Here is a 23,865-nt window from a genome sequence, read left to right on the forward strand (position 1 = left end):
AACCCGCACGGCTAAGCCGCGCGGGTTTATCCTCGATCCGCTGCGGAACTCCTTAGAGTTCGCGAGCAACCTTAACGATATCGTAAACTTCGATCTGGTCACCGGACTTAACGTCGTTGTAGTCCTTAACCCCGATACCACACTCCATGCCGTTGCGCACATCTTGCACATCGTCTTTGAAGCGACGCAGGGATTCCAGTTCGCCCTGGTAGATCACAACGTTGTCGCGCAGTACGCGGATCGGCTTGTTGCGGTAGACGGTACCTTCAGTAACCATACAACCGGCAATGGCGCCAAACTTCGGTGAGCGGAACACATCGCGAACCTGGGCAATACCCACGATCTCTTCGCGTATTTCCGGATCAAGCATACCGGACAGCGCCTGCTTCACTTCGTCGAGCAGGTTGTAGATCACGCTGTAGTAACGAATCTCTACGCCTTCTGTCTCAGCAACCTTTCGGGCAGCCACATCAGCACGGGTGTTGAAGCCCAGTACGATAGCGCCGGAGGTCAGGGCCAGGTTGATATCGTTCTCGGCGATACCACCCACACCGCTGGACACGACGTTGACAGAAACTTCTTCGTTGCCGATATCCGCCAGTGCGCCCAGGATAGCTTCCAGGGAGCCGCGAACGTCCGCTTTGATAACAACCGGCAGTACTTTGCGCTCGCCGGCTTCCATGTTCGCAAACATGTTTTCCAGCTTGGCCGCCTGCTGGCGCTGCATGCGCTCACGACGCTCTTTATCACCGCGCTGTTCAGCTACTTCACGAGCTCTGCGCTCATCCGCAACCACCATGAACTCGTCACCGGCGTTGGGTGTGGTGTCCAGACCCAGCAGCTCAACCGGAGTTGAAGGGCCAGCTTCTTTAACCTGCTTGCCCAGCTCGTTGGTCATGGCACGAACACGGCCGTAGCTCTGGCCTGCCAGTACGATATCGCCGCGCTTCAGCTCGCCGTTCTGTACCAGCAGGGTGGCCACAACACCGCGACCTTTTTCCAGGCGGGATTCGATCACAACACCTGTTGCCGGTACCTTGACCTTGGCCTTCAGCTCCAGCATCTCTGCTTGCAGGGAAATCGCTTCCAGCAGGTCGTCGATGCCTTCACCAGTGTGTGCAGACACATTGATAAACTGGGTATCACCGCCCCAGTCTTCAGGAATTACATCTTTCGCAGCCAGCTCGTTTTTAACACGATCGGGATCGGCAGCTTCTTTGTCGCACTTGTTGATTGCAACAACCAGCGGTACACCGGCAGCGCGGGCGTGGTTCACAGCTTCTTCAGTCTGCGGCATCACACCGTCGTCAGCAGCCACCACCAGGATAACCACGTCAGTCGCCTGGGCGCCACGGGCGCGCATCGCAGTAAAGGCGGCGTGTCCGGGGGTATCCAGGAAAGCGATCTCGCCCTGGCTGGTTTTCACACGGTAAGCACCGATGTGCTGGGTAATACCACCGGCCTCACCGGAAGCCACCTTGGTCTTACGGATGTAGTCCAGCAGGGAGGTTTTACCGTGGTCAACGTGACCCATAACGGTAACTACTGGTGCGCGGGACACCTCAGTGCCTTCACTGGCCTGGGTCTCGGCAACCAGCGCTTCCTCCAGCTCGCTCTCAGAGCGGAATACCACCTTATGGCCCATCTCTTCGATGATCAGCTGTGCAGTTTCACGGTCCAGGCTCTGGTTGATAGTAACCATCTCGCCCATTTTCATCAGGCGCTTGATCAGGTCACCGGCTTTCACATTCATCTGTTTGGCCAGCTCGCCAACAGTGATGGTTTCGCCCAACTGTACTTCGTACACCTGTTTCTCCGTGGGCCTTTTAAAGCCGTGCGTAGGTTTAACCTTCAAGGTCGGACGAGACAGGGAGCGCGTGCTGCGCTTGGATGCTTCGTCTTCCTCAAATACTTCCAGCGCCTGTTCGTACAGAGCGGTTTTGCTGGATTTTTTCGGGCCGGACTTGGAGCGGCGACCGCGACGTTTACGCGGCTCATCCTCAGAGCGATCAGCTTCAGCGGGAGCAGTGGATGCTGCCTCCAGCTTGCGACGCAGAGCTGGCTTGACCTCAGAGGTCTTCTCAGCACTTTTTGCCGGTGCTGGCTTAGCCTTGGCTGTCTGTGCAGCTTGTGCAGCTTTCTCTTTCTTTTCCTGGGCTGCGCGTCGGTCAGCTTCTACTTTAGCTTTCTTCTCTTCAAGTTCACGCTTTTCCTGCTCAGCCTGCTGCTTGCGACGCTCCATCGCGGCAATTCGCATTGCCTCGATATCGTCTGAGTAGCTTGAGCGGATTGGTGCGGCGGGCTCTGCCTTTTTCACTACGTTTTCCGCGGTCTTATCCTCTGATTTAGCCGCATCTTGATCGGCTTTTACTTCATTGCTTGCTTTCGCTTCGGCTTCAGCCTTGGCTTTTGCTTCTGCTTCGGCCTTGGCTTTCGCTTCGGCTTCAGCCTTGGCTTTCGCCTCGGCTTCGGCTTTGGCTAGCGCCTCTTCTTCCGCCGCTAGGCGTGCAGCTTCTGCCTCGGCTTCTACGCGAGCGCGTTCGGCTTCGGCCTCCAGTCTTTCCTGCTCATTTTGCAGGGCATCGACTGCCGCTTCCTGCTCGGGGCTGCTCGATTCTTCGCCTGCCGCTACGGTTTCAAGCTCAGCTTGAGGGCGCTTCACATAAGTGCGCTTCTTGCGCACTTCCACATTCACAGTCTTGCGGCCGGTGCCAGAGCCAGTCTTCAGCGTGCTTGTGGTTTTGCGCTTCAAGGTGATCTTGCGCGGCGCGGCGCCCTGCTCCCCGTGACTGCTTTTCAGGAAACTGAGCAAGACCTGCTTTTCCTCGTCTGACACCACTGCATCCACAGAGGTGTGAGGCAAACCCGCTTCTTTCATCTGCTTGAGCAGACGGTCTTCGGTGGCACCAACCGATTTGGCGAGTTCACTAACTGTTACTTCGGCCATTCTCTCTCCTAAAAGTCACTTGGTCGGAGGGGGTTACTTATACGTAAGTTATTTTTCGCTGCATTTAAGCTTCTTCGCCGCTGTCATCGGCAAACCAGGGCTCACGCGCCTTCATAATCAGCGCTGCAGCGCGCTCCTGGTCGAGACCTTCGATATCCAGCAGGTCATCGACAGCCTGCTCTGCCAGGTCTTCCATCGTGGAAATACCACGGCTGGCCAGTTGGAATGCCAGCTGGCGCTCCATACCGTCCATATTCAAAAGGTCTTCCTGGGGCTCAGATGCATCCAGCTTCTCTTCAGATGCCAGCGCTTGGGTCAACAGGGTGTCCTTGGCGCGGGCGCGCAGCTCCTCAGCGATATCCTCATCGAAGCCCTCAATTGCGAGCATCTCTTCGATGGGTACATAAGCTACTTCTTCAAGAGAGGCAAAGCCCTCTTCAACCAGCACACCAGCAACGTCTTCATCGATATCCAGGCGATCCATAAACACCTGCATGATGGAGCTGGACTCGGCTTCCTGCTTGCTCTGCCACTCGTCACTGCTCATGACATTGATCTGCCACTGGGTAAGCTCGGAGGCCAAGCGCACATTCTGGCCGCTGCGGCCGATAGCCATTGCGAGGTTTTCCTCTGCCACGGCTACATCCATAGAACCGGTGTCTTCGTCGACCACGATGGATTCAATTTCTGCTGGCGCCATCGCATTGATAACGAACTGAGCGGGGTTTTCGTCCCACAGAACGATATCTACGCGCTCACCAGACAGCTCGTTGGATACCGCCTGAACACGCGCGCCGCGCATGCCCACACAAGCACCCACCGGGTCGATGCGACCGTCGTTGGTATTTACAGCGATTTTTGCACGCAGCCCGGGATCGCGAGCCGCGCCTTTAATTTCGATTACCTGCTCGGAAATTTCCGGCACTTCAATGCGGAACAATTCGACAATCATTTCCGGGCAGGAGCGGCTCAGCATCAGCTGAGGGCCGCGGGCTTCCGGTTGGATTTCCAACAGGATTGCGCGCACGCGATCACCGAGCCGGAAAATTTCGCGACCAACCAGCTGATCGCGGGGCAGGCGCGCTTCGGCGTTATTACCCAGGTCTACAGCGATAAAGTCGCGGGTCACCTTCTTCACAGTGCCGCTAACCATTTCGCCAACGCGATCGCGGTACTCGTCTACAACTTTGGCGCGCTCGGCTTCACGTACCTTTTGTACGATGACCTGCTTTGCGGTCTGTGCGGCGATACGTCCAAATTCTACATTTTCCACCTGCTCGCGGAAAACGTCACCTGCTTTCAGGTCAGCATCTTTTTCGTGGGCTTCTTCCAGGGTGAACTGGGTACCCAACTCAGCCAAGACTTCATCACCGACCACTTCCCAGCTGCGGAAAGTCTCGTAATCGCCTGAACGACGATCAATGATAACCTCAATGGTTGAATCTTCGTCGTAGCGCTTCTTCGTGGCCGTTGCCAATGCCGCTTCGATGGCCTGGAAAATAATCTCCTGGTCAACGCCCTTCTCGTTGGATACCGCCTCGGCTACCAGCAAGATCTCTTTGTTCATGCAACTGTGCCTCAAAATCGCCTGAGCTCAGGCTCCTACAGGTTATTTGGTAAATTGGGGAATGATATTTGCTTTTTCGATACTGTCGATCGGCAAAAGGTATTCGTTTTCACTATCTACACGCAGAACCACTTCATCACCCTCTACACCGGCCAGCAGTCCGCGCCACTTACGCTGCCCATCCAGAGGCATACGCAGGCGAACTTCAATCTGGGCGCCGATAAAGCGCTCGTACTGGGCCAGCTTATAAAGAGGGCGGTCGAGCCCTGGGGAAGAGACTTCAAGTGTGTACTTACTACTGATGGGATCTTCCACATCCAGTACAGCACTGGATTGGCGGCTCACTTTCTCGCAATCCTCAACGGAAATACCGTTTTCGGAGTCGATATAAATGCGCAGCAGCGCGTTGCGACCGTGGGTTTGGTACTCAATACCCCACAACTCACACCCCAGCGATGCCACCACCGGCGCCAGAAGCTCTTCCAGCAATTCGCGTTTGCTCGCCATTCTCGTCACCACATACAAAAAATGGGCCTACGGCCCACTTCGAAAAATATCTGCAACTTTTCTTGCAGATACGAAAAAGCCCCTGACGGGGCTTTGACCGCACATTCGCGCAGTCAGTGTGCACGAATGCAAAATTTGGTAGCGGGGGCAGGATTTGAACCTACGACCTTCGGGTTATGAGCCCGACGAGCTACCAGGCTGCTCCACCCCGCAACAACGAAAGCGCAATCAAAGTTTCCCTAAGGAAAGTTGGTAGCGGGGGCAGGATTTGAACCTACGACCTTCGGGTTATGAGCCCGACGAGCTACCAGGCTGCTCCACCCCGCAACAACAAAAGCGCAATCAAATTTTTCCCTAAGGAAAATTGGTAGCGGGGGCAGGATTTGAACCTACGACCTTCGGGTTATGAGCCCGACGAGCTACCAGGCTGCTCCACCCCGCAACAACTCCAAGAAACAAAGCCTGGTTGATCTTTGTTTCCCTGCGGCGGGACCAGCCCAACCACTCAAGAGGCTGCGCATTCTATTGGTGCTGACCCGGTGAGTCAAGCCGTAATTGGCATTTGTTTTCACCGAGGGGGTAAAGCCGTCTCTACCATCTCGCAAATCAGTATAGAAAAGGAAGAAAATCCCGCAAGCAGACCACCTTCATATACCGTCTTCTTTCTTGCACATGTACTTTTTATAAAAAGAACGAAGAGTAAAACTCTCTTAACAAGCCTCTGAATAAGCTAGCGAGTTAACTGGTGCACTATTGCTTTTCGAATTGGGGGAAAGCGATCACTGACCCGCAACACCATTTTGCGCAGCAACTTGGCCGGCAGGCGATCGTCAGTAAACAAATCCACCACCCTATTAGTTCCAGAGTAAATCGGCTTGGATTCAACCCGGTGCAGCATCTGGTAACGGGCCAAGGCCCGAGTCAGCTTGGCCGGGTTATATAGACGGCTAACACTATCCAGTTGACGAGCCAAAGTATCCGCACCGGCCAAGCCCAAATTAAATCCATGTGCGGTCACTGGATGCATCCCCACAGCAGCATCTCCCACCAAGGCAAAGCGCTCAGTGAAAAAGTGATGTGCATAGACCGCAACCAATGGATAACAGTGGCGCCCACCAAAAGCTTCGACACCGCCGAGTTGGGACGCGCTTTCGCGGGATACGTGCCCGGCAAACTCTTCATTACCCATCGCCATAATCTGGGCAGAGAGACTGGCGGGAACAGTAACCACGGCCGATGAAATATTTGGCTTGGGCAAAGGCAACAGCGCCAGTGTCGAGCCGTAGCGGAAACACTCCCGGGCAATACCATCGTGGGTTAATTCGGTGCGTACAGGGCCGACAATCGCCACTCGGCCAAAGTCGCGCATATCGGCGCCAATTCCCGCCATGCGTCGCACTTCAGAAAAACGGCTGTCGGCTGCAACCACCAGGGAAGCGCGCACGCCCTCCCCCTCTGCCAACTCAAGATGACGCATAGCGCCACTCAATGTCATCCCGGTAACGGTCGAGTTATCGAGCAGCGTTATATTCTCAGTCTCCAAAACTGCCTCATATAAGATTCGCCGGATTGCAGAGTTGGAGACAATAAAACCCAGAGGCCCCCTCTCTCCCGGGCTAAAGTGGAGTGTCGAAGGGGAATTGCCGTCGACTACTTCGGCAGCATTTAGCGGGCTAATCTCTTCCGGGGATAATCTCTGCCAAGCCCCCAGTTCTTGCAGCAGCTTGTAGGATTTATGTGTCAGAGCAATCTCGCGGCCATCATCAACGGGAGCGGACAGCGCCGACTTATCCTGGCGCTCAATAATTGCCACCTGACACCCTTTGCGGGCGAGCATCACCGCCAAGGAAAGTCCCGCCGGTCCAGCACCTACGATAGCTACATCGGACTCCGTCATTTTCACACCCCTGATTTGCACGCAACAAATACAAGTCACTCTAGTGACTCACATCCGGGATAAACTGATCCAGATCAGGTTAAAGCCAATCCCAAGCCGCTCTACAGAGGTATAAATTGGTGAACTTTAGGGGTATAAAATATCACGCCCGCCACCAGCGCTTCTGAAAAACTGGAGCACCATGGAGTTCAAATATGGAACTTAAAATTCATTTCATTAACGCCTTTACCGACAAAGTCTTTCACGGAAATTCAGCAGGAGTTGTTGTTACTGAGAATTGGCTGGATGAAAATTTAATGCAGTCCATCGCTGCAGAAAATAACCTTTCCGAAACCGCGTTCCTGGTAAAACGCCCAGATACCAGTTATGGAATTCGCTGGTTTTCACCGTTAACGGAAATTGATTTTTGTGGTCATGCCACCCTGGCGTCAGCCCATGTTCTTTTTTCTCAAAACCCTCAATGTGAGCAACTCCAGCTCCATGCGGCCGCTGTGGGCAAAATGACAATAAGCCGAGGGGAAAATGGAATTATTTCCATGGACTTCCCACGAAGGGAGCCACAACCCATAGATCGCATACCGCCAGAATTACTGGAGGGGCTTTCAATAACACCAAGTCAGGTGTTACTTAACAACCAAGCTTACTTTGCCATCTACGATAGTGAGCGAGAAGTATTGGATGTACAGCAGGATGCGAGCAGCCTGCGAAAGCTCGCCCCCTACGATGTGGTCGTCACAGCAAAATCCAATAAGTACGATTTTATCTCTCGATATTTTTGGCCATCCAATGGTGGTGCCGAAGATCCGGTGACCGGTTCTATTCACACAGGGCTCACCCCTTACTGGTCACAAATTCTGGATAAGAAAGAGCTGATCGCTTATCAAGCCTCCAAGCGCGGCGGCCTGCTGAATTGCACCATCGCCGGGGACAGGGTCATTATCTCAGGCAAAGCAGTACCCTATTTGAGCGGGACCATACGGGTTTGATACCCCGAAAATCCGCCGGGATATCCAAAATAAATCACAATTTCCCCCAATTACGATCGGTACAACTAAACAGAGGAGCATTGAGCAATGGAACAAAAAGGATCGTGCCTATGTGGCACTATTAACTTCGAAATCGAAGGTGACTTTGGCGGCTTCTTTCTCTGTCACTGTAGTTACTGCCGCAAAGATACCGGTTCAGCTCATGCAGCAAACCTATTCTTTGCATCAGCGAAACTTGAATGGCTATCCGGTGCAGAACAGGTCAAAACCTTTAAGTTAGCAGGGACGAGGCACAGCAAAAGCTTTTGCGGCCAATGCGGTTCCGCAGTGCCACGAGAAGATCCCGAAGTTGGCCTCTTAGCGGTTCCCGCTGGCAGCCTGGACCGGCCAATAGATGTAAGACCTAATGCCCATATCTTTATGGGCAGTAAAGCCGAGTGGGATCGGGAACTGGAAGCAGTACCTAAAGTAGACAAACTACCCCAGGTGGCTAGTGCGGACTCTGAATAGACCTGTTAATGGTGGCTTTACTCGACCACAGTTGCTGCGATGATAAGGTTTCTCGCAGCAACTGAAGGTCACATAGAGAGCATTAGCCGGGATGACCGTCAACACGCGGCTGGAATAGCACCGGGGTGTAATACAGCAGGAAAAGCGTGTAACCGACTACCCAGGCAATAATTGCTGCGAGTAAACCACTCGGGGCGGGTGCCCAAAAAACACGTGCGAGAGCAGATAACGCCAGAGCCATAAAAGCCAGGGGCATCAAGCGCGGCGCCTTCAATATCCGACCTGTGTGGCCGAGACTGACGCGACTCGTCATAGACAAGATCAATCCGCCGATACCGCCAACGGCAAATGCGTGCAAGGCGGGACTCTGCCAGGAAGGGGCAATTTGGCTCCAGGCCAGAGCCGCGAGAAAACACCCCAAAATAACCAACCAGTAGCTCACATGCAGAGACCAAACCATCGGTTCTGCCCATATTTTTGTAGGGTGCCAGCGCACCACCCGGATCACCTGAAAAATACCCAGAGAGACCGCAAAAAAGGCCCAAACCATTTGCGGCAAACCAACAGCCACCGACAGTAACAAGCCCACCGCAGCAATATGGGTACCCCACTCTACAGCCGGTATCTTATCTCTTGGGCTCAAGTGAAAGCGGCGCGCCGTAAAGAAGGGTATAACCCGCCCGCCGATTATCAGAATAATCGCCGTCACCAACAGCAAAGCCAGCAAGGCGATTCGGCTCTGTGCCCCTGGCAGCAACCAGTGGCTAGCGGACAATGCAGCAAACATCAGCATCGCAGGCAATACAAACATATTTCGCCACTGCTTGGTTCGCAACACCCTGGCTCCGAGCAAAAACGCTGAGAACAGGAAAAAGGAGACTTCAGCAATCACCGGCATCCAAATAGGGACCGCCGCCAACAGGTAACCCAAACGGGCCAAGAGCCACAGGCCGACCAAAGCAATAAGTTGGGTTCCCTTAGGCGAGGGGATACCAGTCCAGGTTTGCATGGCCGTGCCGAGAAAACCCACAACAACGGTAGCCGCGAACCCAAACAGCATCTCATGGGAGTGCCAGACTACCCCCATTCGAAAAGCCGGCATCTGCCAACCGAATAACTGCCCCTGCCAGATAACCAGGGCAACCATACTCCACAGAGCAGCTCCCCAGAAAAAAGGGCGAAACGGCATACGCCAAATAGGTGCAATAGACTCCGCGCGCGCGCGGTCAACGATAGGTATCAAAATCCATTCTCCTTACCAACTACGGGAACACCAGGCTCCCTACACAAATAATTCGCAGTACAAGACCACCCCGACAGGCCTGCTTTGCTTGGAGAATCAAAGGCGTCCTAAAAAAAGCAGGACACAGGGGTTTATCTGTCCGGCGGCGCCGCAACCTAGGCAAAAGCGCCGACTTTTCAGTCATCCGCATCAGTGCGGGATATCGCCCGAGATTCCATTTCCAGGGATTGGAAAAGAGCCCTATTCTCACTCAATTAACAAAAATAGTTAACAAAAAAATGAGTAGTCTGTGAATTATTCTAACTGGGGTGAAGAATCTTTTTCTGTGTAGATAACCTGAAAAAACCACACGTTTTATAGGGTTATTTCTATTTTCAGGAAAAACTGGGCAAAGGTGAAGTGGACTTGAAGTATCTCACAAGTTTACTCAAATTGGGAAGCACTTCCATTTACAGAAACATACACGGAGCCACCAATAAACAAACACTCAACCAGGAATAAAGCTTGAACCTATTTCCCTAGTAATTCAGTACTTATCTCTCATATACAAACCATTATATTTTCACCATAATTTTATATGGCAATCATTACACGGTGCCCAGTGCCGGCAAGATACAGCCTAAGTTAAAGATTTACGCCAGCCTGTGCAGTGGAGGAATTATGCTCATACCAGGCTATCTTATCGCGGCATCAACCTTACTATTCTGCTGCCAGGCCCTCGCAACCAACACTTATATCCTGTCACAACAGGGTATTGGCAATCGGGCTATAGGGGACCAAAGCGACCCAACCATCATTAACAATCTCATCATGCAAACACAAGATGGTGAATTTAATAATGTGGTGGCTCAGCAATCCAACGGCAATACTGAAGGATCTATTATCCAGTTGCAGAGAGGCGTATCAAACGAGCTAATGTCAGTCCAATCCAGCAGCCTGGGTAGCACGACATCAGTCTCCCAGCTTAATGTTCTCAACAAGGCCGAAACCTCACAGACAAGTACACTGTTTAGCACTATAAGCATCAGTCAGGAACAATCCCTAAATCAAATTACGAGCATACAAAACCTTTCCACTGGTACAACTGCTAACATCTCGCAGATAGGAACCCTAAATTTTTCGGAATCTATCCAAGATGATGTTGCTCTTAGTGATGTCTCTATTAGCCAGTTAGGTAATTTTAATAGAGCTGAGATTATCGATAAAGAAAGTGGCATAGCAAACTCTGCCAGTATTATCCAAAGTGGAAGCCAGAATATTGATACTAGAATTATCCTGATACAGTCTCTGGGAACCAATAATCAAATTCAACAATTTGGCAATAACAACACTGCCCGGATAACAAATACTAACGGCGCCTTTAATACCAACTCAATAGTACAACTTACAGATTCCAGTGCTACTAGCATCCAAACAAGCAACTCTATTCAGGGATTTAACAGTTCCATCCAGCAAGGACAGAGTAATCGCGCTTCTATAATTGTTAATCTTGCTCAAAACAACCAGGCCTTTACATCTCAAAGTGGAACAAACAACGGGTCCACAATCAACCAGATAAACATCAATAATTTTTCCGAGATAACACAAACAGGAACAAGTAATAGCGCCACGTCAATACAACTCGCTATTGAAGGGGCCAGTAGTGTTGTCACACAAAGTGGATCGGATAATAGTGCTGATATTAGTCAAAGTGGATCAGCCTCTGAGGCAGCTATAGACCAGGAATTTGATCAAAATACATTAATAGCCATTCAAGATGGCTTTAGTGCAAGACTACAGTTGCTGCAACAAGGCCTACAGAATCAAGTAAGTTCAACGCAGTCTGGTTATATTGATGATGCGGACATCATTCAACTGGGTGAGCTAAACACTATCAATCTCACTCAAACCGGCAGCTTTAATAGTGCAGAGCTACTACAACTAGGTACAGACAACTTTCTCCAGGTAATTCAATTGAGTTTTGGTGCTACTATCTCCATTTCACAGATTGGCAGTAACAATTCTGCGATATACATACAGTAGAGAAAGAGGCTAAGAAAAACCATATTATTTATTGCTCAGATTTTTTCTTTCTGGGAAACATCCCCTTTCACAAACAGCAAACTTACAATCAGTGCTGCAGCAGCCAAACACGCATTAACAGTAAATGCCCGATCAATACCTTCAGATAATTCCGGAGCCATCGCAACAACCGTTGTATTCATCGCCAGACCAATAGCACCGCCGATAATTTGGAACATATAAATTAAGGCCGCCGCCAAGCTTGCCCTGGCAGGCCCCAGTACGGTAATAGCGGTGGTCGTTATCGTAGGAAAATATAAACCTAACCCTATGCCAAGGGTGAGCATTCCTGGCACCAGGTGCAGATAGTGATCATGAACCACTAGACCAGAAAGCAAAAACATTCCCAAACCTAAAAAGAGCGCCGCCCCAGCTAAAATTAATCGAGCCCCCAAGAATTCATACAACCATCCCGCTATATAAGAGACTACCGCATAGGTAATCATCACCGGCAATAAACCCGCACCAGACCAAACCGCAGAATAGCTCAATTCCTTAATTAAAAATTGAGGAATATAAAGCAACATAGATACAAAGGTGACCGAAAGAAGCAACGTCACCAAACAGATGGAGAAAAAGCGCCAATTAGTAGCAACGTCAGGGGGAATAAGCGGGTCAGCGCGAGTATGGGGCTCAACCCAGGCAAATACCAAAAAGAAAATCACCGATGTTACTAAAAGTCCAATCACTAAAGGACTTCTAAATCCTACATCGATAACAAAATCCAGAGATAACATTAAAGCCAAAAGGCTAATTGATAATGAGGCCATCCCCCAATAGTCAACCTTTTCATTGCTCTCATCGGGCTTATCATCCTCAATTACTTTCCAGCCCACCAACATTGCCGCCAAAGCGATGGGTAAGTTAATAAAAAAAATCCAGCGCCAGCTAAGAAAATCTGTAAAGAAACCACCCAACAGTGGCCCTACAGAGTTCGCAAAGCCACACACCGTCATTATCAAACCGCCTGCCTGACCGGCGCGGTCATCAGGCATGATCTGATAGGTCATGCCGAGCACAGCGGGCCACATCAGAGCACCACCAACACCCATTAATGCCCGGCTTCCCAGCAGCATCCATTCATTGACGGCCAGACCACCCAAAACTGAGAAAAAGACGAAGATTGAGGTTCCAACAAAAAATAGCCGGCGCCGACCAAACATATCCGCCAAGCGCCCGCCAGTAACTATAAAAATCCCGAACACCAATGCATAACCGTTAATCACCCACTGAAGGGTGGAGATATCTGCGTTAAAGTGTTTTTCCATTGCAGGGATAGCGACGGAGAAGGCCGTAAAATCATTGGCCACCAAAAAGACTGCCAACGACAATGCTGTTAAGCCAATAATCTGTGATCGCGATAGCGGGGTCTTTGAGGCTGCCATAAATGCCAAACTTCACACTTTGCAAGTTATGCAATGGATATATAAGCTTGGACCAATGAAGGACCAACTGCAGCGCAAATTATCAGGCAACACCAAGTAACAGCCTAGAACCAATGGGGTTCTCATAAACTTTATTACTAGAATCTCGGTGCTTTTCTCCTATATCCAGAATTACTTTCTTCCGCAATACTCTGATTAGGTCCCAGCTCAGGCATAGACAAGCATTAATGCCAACAACAATGGCTTGATGTCAGTGTAAGTCCGCAGTCTCACTAATCCTCATTCCATGTTAAGCAGATCGATCAACCCAAAAAGCAGTATCCGGTAGCAGAAGTATTTAAAGCTATCAGCCGATGATCAATCAGGATTGATCGACAGGCTTGAGCGGGGCCCCTTCTCCAATTCTTATAAATCAAAAATCAAAGACTGACAGGATTTTCCCATCAAGGTGCTATCTTTAGCCATTACCATTCTCTCGATCAATCATGGCCATCAGGCCCTGGCGAACAGTACTTACTCATCAACCAAGTAAGAACTGGCAACACTGCTACTGAAGATCAAATTGAACAAACAACCACTAACAACTTAATAAATCAAGCTCAGATTGGTGATAATAATAACGTTGAAGCAACACAATTTAACGGCAACAACAATTAAATAATGCCCACGCAGGCAGGAATGAACGATAGCATCACCACTACTTAAATTGGTAATAATACCGCGATTTCTCTGCAGTAAAGCCATGTGCCTATCTCTAGAAATTTGTATGTTCAGACAGCTATCTCCCAGAATCTATCATCCAACCCTCCTCCCAGCAGCCACATCCTAACACACTGAAAATATCAGATATTTTCCGACTTTAGTCCCAGTATCTCAGTGTTTTTATCTCATTCCCCTGAGGAGTCTCATGGTCAATACTTTTTCCAAGGCTCCAATATCTGAAACGAGCTGGATTTCGACTTTTGGAGAGCCCAACCAAACGGATTACAGAGGAGAAATATCTATGACAAACGGTGAGCACTTATGCCCACCAGAATTTGGAATCATTGAGCCTTTTAGATAAAGCCGCCAATGATCACCGCCCCGGCATAGCCAGGTATTAATGCCGATGGCTTGGAGCCAGTGCAAGTCAGCAGTCTCACTACTTCTCTCACCATTTAGGGCCGATCAAATAACCTCCAATGCCCGACGGATGGTAGGTCGACGTTCGATTACACGGGATTGGATATGGATTTCACCTGTGTTGTACAGGAAGTACTGTGGACGCCATCAAAGCGCCATAGCGAGTTGAAGTAAAGGAGTTACTTGTGAAGATCTTACCTATAGCCGTTACCGCTCTATCCCTTGCCATAAGTGGCCTGGTTCATGCAGATGACAATGAATATATTCTCTATCAAGAAGGTACGGGAAATACAGCCTCAGGGGATCAAAGTGATCCCTCTATATTTAACAACCTCATCGAACAGACTCAAATTGGGGATAATAGTGATGTTGAGACCATCCAGTCTAATGGCAATACCAACGGCACTATTATTCAATTTCAAGAAGGGGATAATAACACTTCAGATGCCACTCAAGATGCCACCACTGACTCCATCATTGAGGTCATTATCTTTGGTGACGGCAATGATATGGATCCCACGCAAACATCAACCAGCAATTCCTTCATGCAATTGGATGTAACAGGGAATAATAATTCTGGAGGCGGCTCACAGGATGCCACTTCTGATACCTCATTAATATACATCATGGAAGGCAATGACAATCTTGGCTTTTCAGTTCAGAATAATGTTTCCAACAGTTCAATGAGCTTTACCTTTGTAGGTGACGATAATCTTGGCTCCTCTGTACAACAAGACTCCGATTCCGCAACTTTAGTAGCTGAAAGTTATGGTGACGATAATCTTGTTAGCACCACCCAGAATGTCAGCTCAAGCACTACGATAATGATCTTTCAAACCGGGGATAGTAATCTTGCGGCCGCTGGAGAGCAGATTGGCAGTGCGAATAATACAGCCACAATTACTCAAATTGGGAGCTCAAATATAGGTGGACTTGGTCGTTTTAATAGCTTTAGTCAAAGCACTACGTATGAGCAGTTTGGAGACGGTAACCTATTTGATAATGCAACCATTGACTCAAGCAATAGTATTGGAACGGTCCTACAGCAAGGAAATGGCAATACTAGTCTTGCCCTATTACAGACGGTATCTGATAACGCCTATTACATATCACAGATCGGTGATGGAAATATGGTATTTCTTACCCAGTCTGGATCAAGTCACACTGCTGAGATCATTCAGATGAGTGATTTAAATGAGATAAATGCAGATCAACAAAGCTTTGATAACGATCTGTACGCTCTACAAAACGGTGAGGACAACCTGATCAATTCACTGCAGGATGGGGACAGTGAAATGGCAACACTAAGTCAGGCAGGCACCCTGAATGAAATAGATCTCACCCAAAGTGGACAACAGGACACTGCCACTCTATCTCAGGACGGTAACAACAACTTTCTAAGTGTTACCCAAACCGGATTTAGCGATAGCATCAATGTTACCCAGTTGGGTGACAACAATAGTGCCACTTTTACACAATAACTAGTTAATGGAAGCCCATATACTCATATATGGGCTCCTCCTAACCATACATATTCTATCCACTACCAAACATAAATATAAATCTGCAATGAAATTACTATATAAATCAGACTTTTTTACTAGTATCTCAGTGCTTTTATCTCATACCAATTATCTTATTTATTAACAATACTAAAAGCGATACCGTAAGTAGGGATCATTCATCACTTCACCATAGGTTGATCAACCGACAAACCAAACAGGAGCAAATTAAATGAATAGTAAAATCACCCAATACAGGTAAAAAAACAGGAATAAATATTTTACTTTAACCGAAGCAAAAATGAACATGGCCTCGGCATCTCCAAGCATTAATGCCAAAAAATGGCTTGGGATCAGTGCAAGCAAGCATTCTCACTACTTCCCTCACTATTTTGGGCCTTTAAACTTCTTACCTAGCGCTCATTAAAATTTAACTGGGCTACAGAAGTTTCATGCGTTAATTACCTTTATAGAAGCAAGAGATCTACCGCTCTTAACGCCATCCATAACTCATTAAATGAAAGGAATCATTTATGAAAACATCAGCCTTTGCAATCACTGCCTTAGCGTTAGCCATTTCCGGTATTGCATACGGTGACAATACTTATATTGTCAATCAAGAGGGAACCGGAAATATGGCCATGGGGGACCAAACTGGTGCCACTGACAGTCTAATCTCGCAGACACAGATTGGAGACAATAACGATGCCGAGGCAATACAATTCAATGCCACCAGCAATGGAACCATTATCCAAACCCAGCAGGGCAACAACAATTCCGCAGATAGTGAGCAAGATGGAAGCAGCAGTTCTTCAGCCGTCATTACTTTGATAGGTGACAATAATAGTGCAAGAACGGACCAAATATCAACCAGCAATAGTGTAATGCAAGAGACATATATCGGTACCGATAATTCTGGCAGCTCAAGGCAGGAAGGCGCTACTAGTACAACTATGATAAATACCCTTATGGGTACAAATAATGGTGCTGGCTCTATTCAGGAAAATACAACGAGCACCTTAATGAGTTTTACCATTATGGGAACAGACAATATAGGTAGTTCCTTACAGGAAAATACTTCTAATACTTCAATGATTTACACTATTAGCGGCACAAGTAGTGTTGGCAGTTCACTGCAAAGAGACTCTACCAATAGCTCGATGCAATTTACCATGATTGGCACCGATAATATTGGTTCATCGGGACAGACTAATATGGATTCGGCATTTCTGAATGTAGTTTCTATTGGCGATAGAAACGTCGGCACATCGGGTCAAACGGATAGCTTCAATAGCAGTATCAGTGTTTTTCAAATGGGTGACGATAATAGCGGTGGAGGAGGAGATGATGACGGCAGCTCAAACACTACAGTTCAAGTAACACAAGTGGGAAATTTTAATGTAGGATTTACCGTACGAAGCCAAAGTTCTGATCAATTTACTACAGTTGAGCAATATGGAAATGACAATTCCTTTAGCTCCTCAGATGACAATGCCAATAACAGTGTCGGCTCCAACCTACAGCAAGGTGATAACAATGACATTTTTGTTAACCTGCAATCTGTATCTGATAATAACTACTCCATCAGCCAAATTGGTAATGGCAATGATGCGGAATTGACACAGACCGGTTCCAACCACTCGGCTGAGATAATTCAAATGAGTGAATTAAACACTATAAATGCGGAGCAAACCAACTTAAACGCCGATCTTTACGCCTCACAAGATGGTGAGGACAACCTGATTAATTCCCTCCAAGATGGTGACAGTATTTCAGCCACGCTTAACCAGAGCGGCAATCTCAACGAAATAGATCTGACTCAAAGTGGATCGTCAGATATTGCTACATTATCCCAAGATGGCAATAGCAATTTCCTAATGGTAACGCAGACCGGCTTTAGCGATACCATTAGTGTCACCCAGCTGGGAGATAACAACAGTGCGACATATCTGCAGTAGTTATTCAAGTAGGCATACTTTTTACACGGCTACTTGATAGCAACCTAAATCGATCTAAATATGTAATTATCATGAAGAATATACTATTAATCCCAACCCTCTTCAGCATTTGTATTAGCGCCTATGCCAACAATACATATATCGTTAATCAGGTTGGTGCAGGCAATACCGCCATTGGCGACCAGAGCGATCCAACAATCAGCAACAATTTAATTTCCCAGACTCAAATTGGAGACAATAATACCGCTGAAGCAGAACAAATCAACAGCAATGCTAATGGGGTCATTATTCATAGTCAGCAAGGTAACTTAAACAATACACTCAGTACTCAAGATAACAGTACCAATGGTACTGTTAACGCCACGCAGGTAGGGGACAACAACGAAGTTGTCACAAGCCAAATTAATGACAACTTTAATGGCAATATTATCTCACAGTTTGGGATATTAAATTCCACTAATATAATCAATAACACTTCAAGCTTTAATACCAGCATTGTATTTCAGCAAGGAACCGATAATTTCAGCTCGGTCGTCCAAAATTCAGGAGGAGCAAATAATAGCATTACAGTGACCCAAAACGGCATTCAAAATTCGGCCAGCGCAGCCAGTTTTAATAGTGCAGCAAATACATCTATAGCTATTCAGCAAACAGGTAACTTCAATTCAGTCGGCGCCTCACAGACAGACTCATCACAATTTATGAGTAGCACAATCATTCAAACTGGTGACGATAATCTTGGAAATATCTTTAGTGGAGGAAGTACTTCTGGTAGCGTGACAATGATTCAGTCTGGCAACGCCAATTTATCCTCCCCGGTGCATACCAATAGCACACTTAGCCAGGGTATTAGTAATCAAATAGGCAATGATAATATTGTTGGTGCACTTATTCAGGACGCAACCACCAATGGATTTATTAATATAACTCAGATGGGCAATCAAAACACTGGAAGTTTTGTGCAAATTAATAGCGTCAATGATTCCGCCATGCTAGTTCAGCTTGGCGCTAGCAATGAGGCAACCGGTTTTCATTTTTTTAGTAACGATAGTGATGCAAATCTCTACCAGATTGGAGACCAAAACTTTATCTCTAGTTTCCAGACAGGATCAACCAATACTGTGGATGCAGAGCAAGTTGGCAATCAAAATACAATAGATTTAGATCAGGACGGCGATTTATTGATAGCCGATATAAATCAAGATGGTATGTTAAACACGATTAACTCAGTACAAATGGGTCAGGATAACGACGCTTTTTTTTCCCAGAATGGCAATAGTAATTTGCTGGATTCAATGCAACTGAACACTTCATCAACTGCTACAGTTTCACAAACTGGTGACAATAATAGCAGCACTATTTTGCAGTAAAATTAGATTTTGGGCTGATCTAGCGATTAGCCCACTCTCACGAAATGTCCAAACTTCTGCAAGCTAGTAATTCATCAAGGGCATTAACAGGAGCAGGTCATTAACACAACAACTCATACTTCTAACTTATAAATTTTCTTGACAGCCTTTACATCTAGAAGATAAATACAACCTTCTTCTTTGATACATATTGATTGCAAAACTTGTCACGGCCCAGAATCAAGATATCCAAAATTTATACGGATACACCTTTCACTATTAATATCTGCATTTTCAATATTTTCTTCCCAGAATTTCAGTGCTTTACTCCCATATTCAATAGCAGTGACATTGACAATACTATAATGGGCCCTCAAAGAAGGAAGCTTCATAGGGCTTATTAATTTCCGTTCAAATTAGAAATTCCACATAGGGGGAGCTTCAATTAAACATGGGAAATAATTACATCACTACAATTGTTAGTAACCGGACTCAACTGTAATGACTGCACTCTGGCACTTCAAACTTTCATTGCCAATGAAAACGTATTGAAATCATTAAAGTAAGCAGCCTCAACGATGATATTCAAACCTAAGTCACTAACTAAACCAAATCTCAACCAGAACCTAACTTGAAAAGGAATTCAACAATGAAAATCAAAGCCACTATTGTCGGGCTGTCAACCCTTGCTTTAATACAGCTAGCACAAGCGAGCAACACCTACATAGTCAATCAAAATGGTAACAATAACACCGCCATGGGGGATCAAAGTGACCCCACCGTTACCAACAACCTAATTATGCAAACCCAAAATGGTGATAACAATACTGCTGAGGCGGAACAAATCATAAATAGCAATAATTCAGTGATCAGTCAGACCCAGATTGGAGATGGAAACTTAGCCATAGCGAGCCAGGAAAATAGCACCAACACAACCTACTCAGTCATACAGATAGGTAACAATAACGAAGTTGATTCCTCTATGTTAAATGACACCGCGAGCACCAATTTCATTTTTCAAAGTGGTGAATTGAATTTCACCTCTACCAATAATTTTAATTCCATGTCTAATATTACCAATGTTATACAGATAGGAACAGACAATGAAACTTTTACTGCTCATGCCTTCAATTCAAGTAACAATTCCATATTGGTAAACCAAAGCGGATCTCAAAATACGAGTTCTCCAGGCGCAAGTTTCGATGCGGAGAACAACAGTATTGTCATCTTACAGGATGGATCGCTGAACAATGGGGGAGTTGGGCAAGTTAGTGGCTCTCAATTTATGACGAGCACGGTCATTCAAAGTGGCGATGATAATCTAGGGGGAGCCAGTAATTTAAATAGTAGCTTCGGCAGTACCTTTTCTAATCAAGTGGGAAGTTTAAATTTAGGAAGTTCAAGCCAAATTGATAGCACACAGAGCCATACATTTATCCAGCAAACCGGCACTGACAATTTAGGTAGCATATCGATAAACTCCAGCGATAATGTTAGCGCCTCCTTCACACAAATAGGCGACCAAAATATAGTTGGTGGCGCAGGCCATTCCTCTAGTAGTAATGGTACTGTAGAGGTCACTCAAATAGGTATTGCGAATGAAGCAATTGCCTTCCAAATTATGAGCGACTTGGGAGTATTAACTCTTTTTCAAAATGGTGAACAAAATATGGCCCTGGCGGGGCAAACAGGGATATCTAACATCCTTCTTGGCGTGCAAACAGGAATACAGAACGTACTTTCTATTATTCAGGATGGTGATTCAATTTCTGCCGATACCAATCAGAGTGGCACACTTAATGAAATTGACCTTGATCAGACCGGCATGAGTAGTGTTGCCACACTTACACAAAATGGTAACAATAATTTTCTACAGGCTATGCAGGCAAATCCATCTGCCTCATCCACTGTGACGCAGTTTGGCGAAAACAATAGTGGTAATATCATGCAGTAACTCACCCACTATTAGCTCAAAGTACACAAAGTAGCGGAATACATGACCATTCATAAAGGACATGCATTAGGAGAAATGCTCATATCATTTACTCCACTTAAGACGTGAATTTCTTTATATGTAGTCGATGATACCAAATGCTTCTGCTTGGTATCATTTTTTCTGTTAAAAAAGGGTGTAAGTTTATCCCCGGATAATCTTCCTGATAAATCAAGGCAACAGGGTTAGCCTAAAGCTTTCATAAGCTAGGACTGCAACCTCTATCTAGATTTAAAATTATTCACAACCAGATAAATTTTGATCCATTCTAGAAGAGAAAAATTATAGTGCAAAAAATATCAGTTGGCCTAACTCACTGGAAGTAAACTTTATTACTAGCAGTTACACACTTATCTCTCATTGAAAAGACTCATGCTTCATCAATACTTTTACCAAACTTTCAACATACTCAGGGAAACCAAAGGCAGTAATCATATATAGGTAGGGTAGAAGATTAAATAGCTCTACCCGGCATTAATAGATTTCAGGAGGTTTAAAGGACAATTAGACAGTAAGCATGCATTTAGTAATCGCACAATTTGTAGTCCATATTTGGTGATATCTTAAGCGTGTTCGGCTTTGATCAATAACAGGCATAGCTAAGTATTAATGCCGATTAGTCAGTTTCGGAAAATTTCTTTTGCCAGTTCTGAAGTTTCCCCAAGCAAATATTGATCTCTATAGCGCCAACCTGCTATCAGCTCCAGATAGAAATGGACATTAATGATATTCATTTAAGCTTGTACCTACTCAATTTAAATATGTAACAAGCCTGTTTAAAATTTTGTTTTAGGAAAATGACTACAGTAAAGAAGTCGAGGTTTTATCAATGAGAATGCCTTTTCATATTCCAGCAATCCCATGTATTTTAGCAATTAGCATCAGCGCTACAGTACAGGCTAGTAATACATATATTGTAAACCAAACCGGCAATAACAACATGGCCATGGGAGACCAAAGCGATCCCACCGTTACCAATAATTTAATTGTACAAACCCAGAATGGGGATGATAATACAGCCGAGGCGGAACAGATCATTAATAGCAGTGATGGCGTGATTATTCAGACCCAGATTGGAGATGGAAACTTAGCCAACGCGAGCCAGGAGGATAGTACAGGCACAACGCTGACAACCTTGCAGATGGGTAATACTAACGAAGTTACATCCAGTATGCTTGGTGACTCTAATAACACCAACTTTGTCTCCCAAACCGGTGAAATCAATTTCACTTCGACTGTAAATTTTAACTCCAGCTCAAACAGCACAAATATTATTCAGATTGGTACTGACAATCAATCTTCGGCTTCTCATTTCAACAATTCAAATAACAACTCCATATTTATTAGCCAGGATGGATCTCAAAATATTAGTTCTGCATCTGCAAGCCTTAATACAGACAACACCACCTCCGTAGTTTTACAAACTGGATCACTTAACAACGGTGGAATTTCCCAGTTTAACAGCTCAGACTTTATGACAAGCACCGTTATTCAGAGTGGCGTAGACAACCTTGGTGGAGCCAGTAACTCGAGTAGCAGTTTCGGAAGTACCTTTTCCAATCAGGATGGTAATGCAAACCAAGGAAGTTCCAGCCAAATTGATAGCACGATGAGCCAGACATTTATCCAGCAAATAGGAAATGATAATTTAGGCGGTGTATCGATAAGTTCAAGTAATAATGTAATCGGCTCTATCACTCAAATAGGTGATCAAAATATTATCGGGGGATCAGGCCACGCCTTTAGTAGCAATGGTACAGTAGAGGTCAATCAGATAGGCATTGCCAACGATGCAATTGCTTTCCAAATTATGAGTGATTCATCAATATTAACCCTTTCACAAAATGGCGAACAAAATATGGCCTTGGCTAGCCAAACTGGATCATCAAATAGCCTTCTAAGTACGCAAACAGGTACACAAAATGTCCTCTCTATTTTTCAGGATGGTGATTTGATTTCTGCTGATACAGACCAAAATGGTACGCTCAACGAAATCGATCTTAACCAGACAGGTATGAGTAGCTGGGCCACACTCTCACAAAGTGGAAATAATAATTTTCTACAGGCCATGCAGGCGAACCCATCTGCCTCAACTACCATGACACAGTTTGGAGACAACAATAGCGGAAACATAATGCAATAATATGCCTGGCTTCAAGCTCACTTTAATTTCATAGAAAAATATTTAGTGATCATAAATTGGGGATTCACTGAACTGATACAATTATTGAATATATATTATTCTGTTTTGTTATCATATCTATCGTCTCAGTGCATCCCCAAAACTACTATTTCTTATAGAACCAACCATCAGCACATTGAATATCGTGGTAATACCACAAAAAGAGGCAATTTAAAATTACACCCACACTTACTCACACTCTTCGGTTTGTTTGCGCCCCCCCAAATTACTGAAACACTACAGCATCGCTGCACTCACATAGTACTCTCCAAAAAAGTCCCCTCTTGAAAATTTCAAATACCTGGCTACATATACGCCATCAGACATCCAACGTATTTTAAGTGGTGAACTTAGGAATATATATTTAACATTTAGATCATGCTTACTAACCGCATACCTGCTGTTCAACTCAACATCCTATTAATGCCTAACTTTTAAAATACTCATCTAATCTTCCACATCAAAATCTCATACATGGAAACATATCAACACTTAGATGCAAATATTATTTAATTCATACAATAACATTTAAAGTGAAAAATACACGCCTGAGAGCCCTTTACAAGATGCTCACCTTAGAGATATTTTTATTTTAATTAAACCTCTACCACATTTCACTATAATAGATATAAATATATTTATATTATGCTATATAA

Annotated in this window: 14 protein-coding genes and 3 tRNA genes; 8 read left to right on the top strand and 9 right to left on the bottom strand. The window is 46.0% G+C overall.

Translation table 11 applies throughout. The features are described from left to right. Window positions 1–52: 52 nt before the first annotated feature. From infB to ubiM, 7 genes are all read right to left on the bottom strand, one after another. Window positions 53–2,947, bottom strand: a complete 2,895-nt coding sequence (gene infB, locus ACJJIY_RS01030; RefSeq protein WP_413663185.1) for a translation initiation factor IF-2 — start codon at window positions 2,945–2,947, stop codon at window positions 53–55. Between the two features lie 64 nt (window positions 2,948–3,011). Next, entirely contained in the window at window positions 3,012–4,514 is a 1,503-nt protein-coding gene (nusA, locus tag ACJJIY_RS01035) for a transcription termination factor NusA (RefSeq protein WP_413663186.1), read from the bottom strand. 42 nt (window positions 4,515–4,556) lie between these two features. Next, window positions 4,557–5,021: a ribosome maturation factor RimP gene (gene rimP / locus ACJJIY_RS01040; protein WP_108734364.1), complete on the bottom strand. Its 465-nt coding sequence runs from the start codon at window positions 5,019–5,021 to the stop codon at window positions 4,557–4,559. Between the two features lie 136 nt (window positions 5,022–5,157). Then, a tRNA-Met gene (locus ACJJIY_RS01045) sits at window positions 5,158–5,234 on the bottom strand. A 37-nt stretch (window positions 5,235–5,271) separates the two neighbouring features. After that, window positions 5,272–5,348 (bottom strand) — tRNA-Met (locus tag ACJJIY_RS01050). Window positions 5,349–5,386: 38 nt separating this feature from the next. After that, window positions 5,387–5,463: transfer RNA gene (locus ACJJIY_RS01055), tRNA-Met, on the bottom strand. Window positions 5,464–5,751: 288 nt separating this feature from the next. After that, window positions 5,752–6,918 carry a 5-demethoxyubiquinol-8 5-hydroxylase UbiM gene (gene ubiM / locus ACJJIY_RS01060; protein WP_445358915.1) on the bottom strand — a complete coding sequence of 389 codons (1,167 nt, stop codon included), beginning with the start codon at window positions 6,916–6,918 and terminating at the stop codon, window positions 5,752–5,754. 194 nt (window positions 6,919–7,112) lie between these two features. Between ubiM and ACJJIY_RS01065 the strand changes: the two genes are divergently transcribed. Together ACJJIY_RS01065 and ACJJIY_RS01070 are read left to right on the top strand one after the other, a co-directional pair. After that, window positions 7,113–7,904 carry a PhzF family protein gene (locus ACJJIY_RS01065; protein ID WP_445358916.1) on the top strand — a complete coding sequence of 264 codons (792 nt, stop codon included), beginning with the start codon at window positions 7,113–7,115 and terminating at the stop codon, window positions 7,902–7,904. Window positions 7,905–7,991: 87 nt separating this feature from the next. After that, complete coding sequence (locus ACJJIY_RS01070; RefSeq protein WP_445358917.1) at window positions 7,992–8,414, top strand: GFA family protein; 423 nt, start codon at window positions 7,992–7,994, stop codon at window positions 8,412–8,414. An 82-nt stretch (window positions 8,415–8,496) separates the two neighbouring features. On the opposite strand, the gene ACJJIY_RS01075 is transcribed toward ACJJIY_RS01070, so the two are convergent. Continuing rightward, window positions 8,497–9,657, bottom strand: a complete 1,161-nt coding sequence (locus ACJJIY_RS01075) for an NnrS family protein (protein WP_445358918.1) — start codon at window positions 9,655–9,657, stop codon at window positions 8,497–8,499. Window positions 9,658–10,467: 810 nt separating this feature from the next. On the opposite strand from ACJJIY_RS01075, the gene ACJJIY_RS01080 reads away from it, so the two are divergent. Continuing rightward, the gene (locus ACJJIY_RS01080; RefSeq protein ID WP_444907372.1) at window positions 10,468–11,679 is read left to right on the top strand and encodes a hypothetical protein; all 1,212 of its coding nucleotides are present in this window, start codon (window positions 10,468–10,470) and stop codon (window positions 11,677–11,679) included. 35 nt (window positions 11,680–11,714) lie between these two features. Here the strand turns inward: ACJJIY_RS01080 and ACJJIY_RS01085 are convergent, their stop codons facing one another. Beyond that, on the bottom strand, window positions 11,715–13,103 hold the full coding sequence (locus ACJJIY_RS01085; protein WP_445359686.1) for an MFS transporter: 1,389 nt from the start codon (window positions 13,101–13,103) through the stop codon (window positions 11,715–11,717). Window positions 13,104–14,410: 1,307 nt separating this feature from the next. Here ACJJIY_RS01085 and ACJJIY_RS01090 point away from each other — a divergent pair. The 5 genes from ACJJIY_RS01090 to ACJJIY_RS01110 all read left to right on the top strand — a co-directional run bounded on the left by ACJJIY_RS01090 (window position 14,411) and on the right by ACJJIY_RS01110 (window position 23,170). Next, window positions 14,411–15,706, top strand: a complete 1,296-nt coding sequence (locus ACJJIY_RS01090) for a hypothetical protein (RefSeq protein ID WP_445358919.1) — start codon at window positions 14,411–14,413, stop codon at window positions 15,704–15,706. 554 nt (window positions 15,707–16,260) lie between these two features. Then, window positions 16,261–17,685, top strand: coding sequence for a hypothetical protein (locus tag ACJJIY_RS01095; protein ID WP_445358920.1), 1,425 nt, complete (start codon window positions 16,261–16,263; stop codon window positions 17,683–17,685). A gap of 71 nt (window positions 17,686–17,756) precedes the next feature. Next, on the top strand, window positions 17,757–19,055 hold the full coding sequence (locus ACJJIY_RS01100; RefSeq protein WP_445358921.1) for a hypothetical protein: 1,299 nt from the start codon (window positions 17,757–17,759) through the stop codon (window positions 19,053–19,055). A gap of 628 nt (window positions 19,056–19,683) precedes the next feature. Further along, on the top strand, window positions 19,684–20,988 hold the full coding sequence (locus ACJJIY_RS01105) for a hypothetical protein (RefSeq protein ID WP_445358922.1): 1,305 nt from the start codon (window positions 19,684–19,686) through the stop codon (window positions 20,986–20,988). An 868-nt stretch (window positions 20,989–21,856) separates the two neighbouring features. Then, window positions 21,857–23,170, top strand: a complete 1,314-nt coding sequence (locus ACJJIY_RS01110; RefSeq protein WP_445358923.1) for a hypothetical protein — start codon at window positions 21,857–21,859, stop codon at window positions 23,168–23,170. Window positions 23,171–23,865 lie beyond the last annotated feature (695 nt).

The sequence above is a fragment of the Microbulbifer maximicatervae (SeqCode) genome, assembly GCF_052468155.1.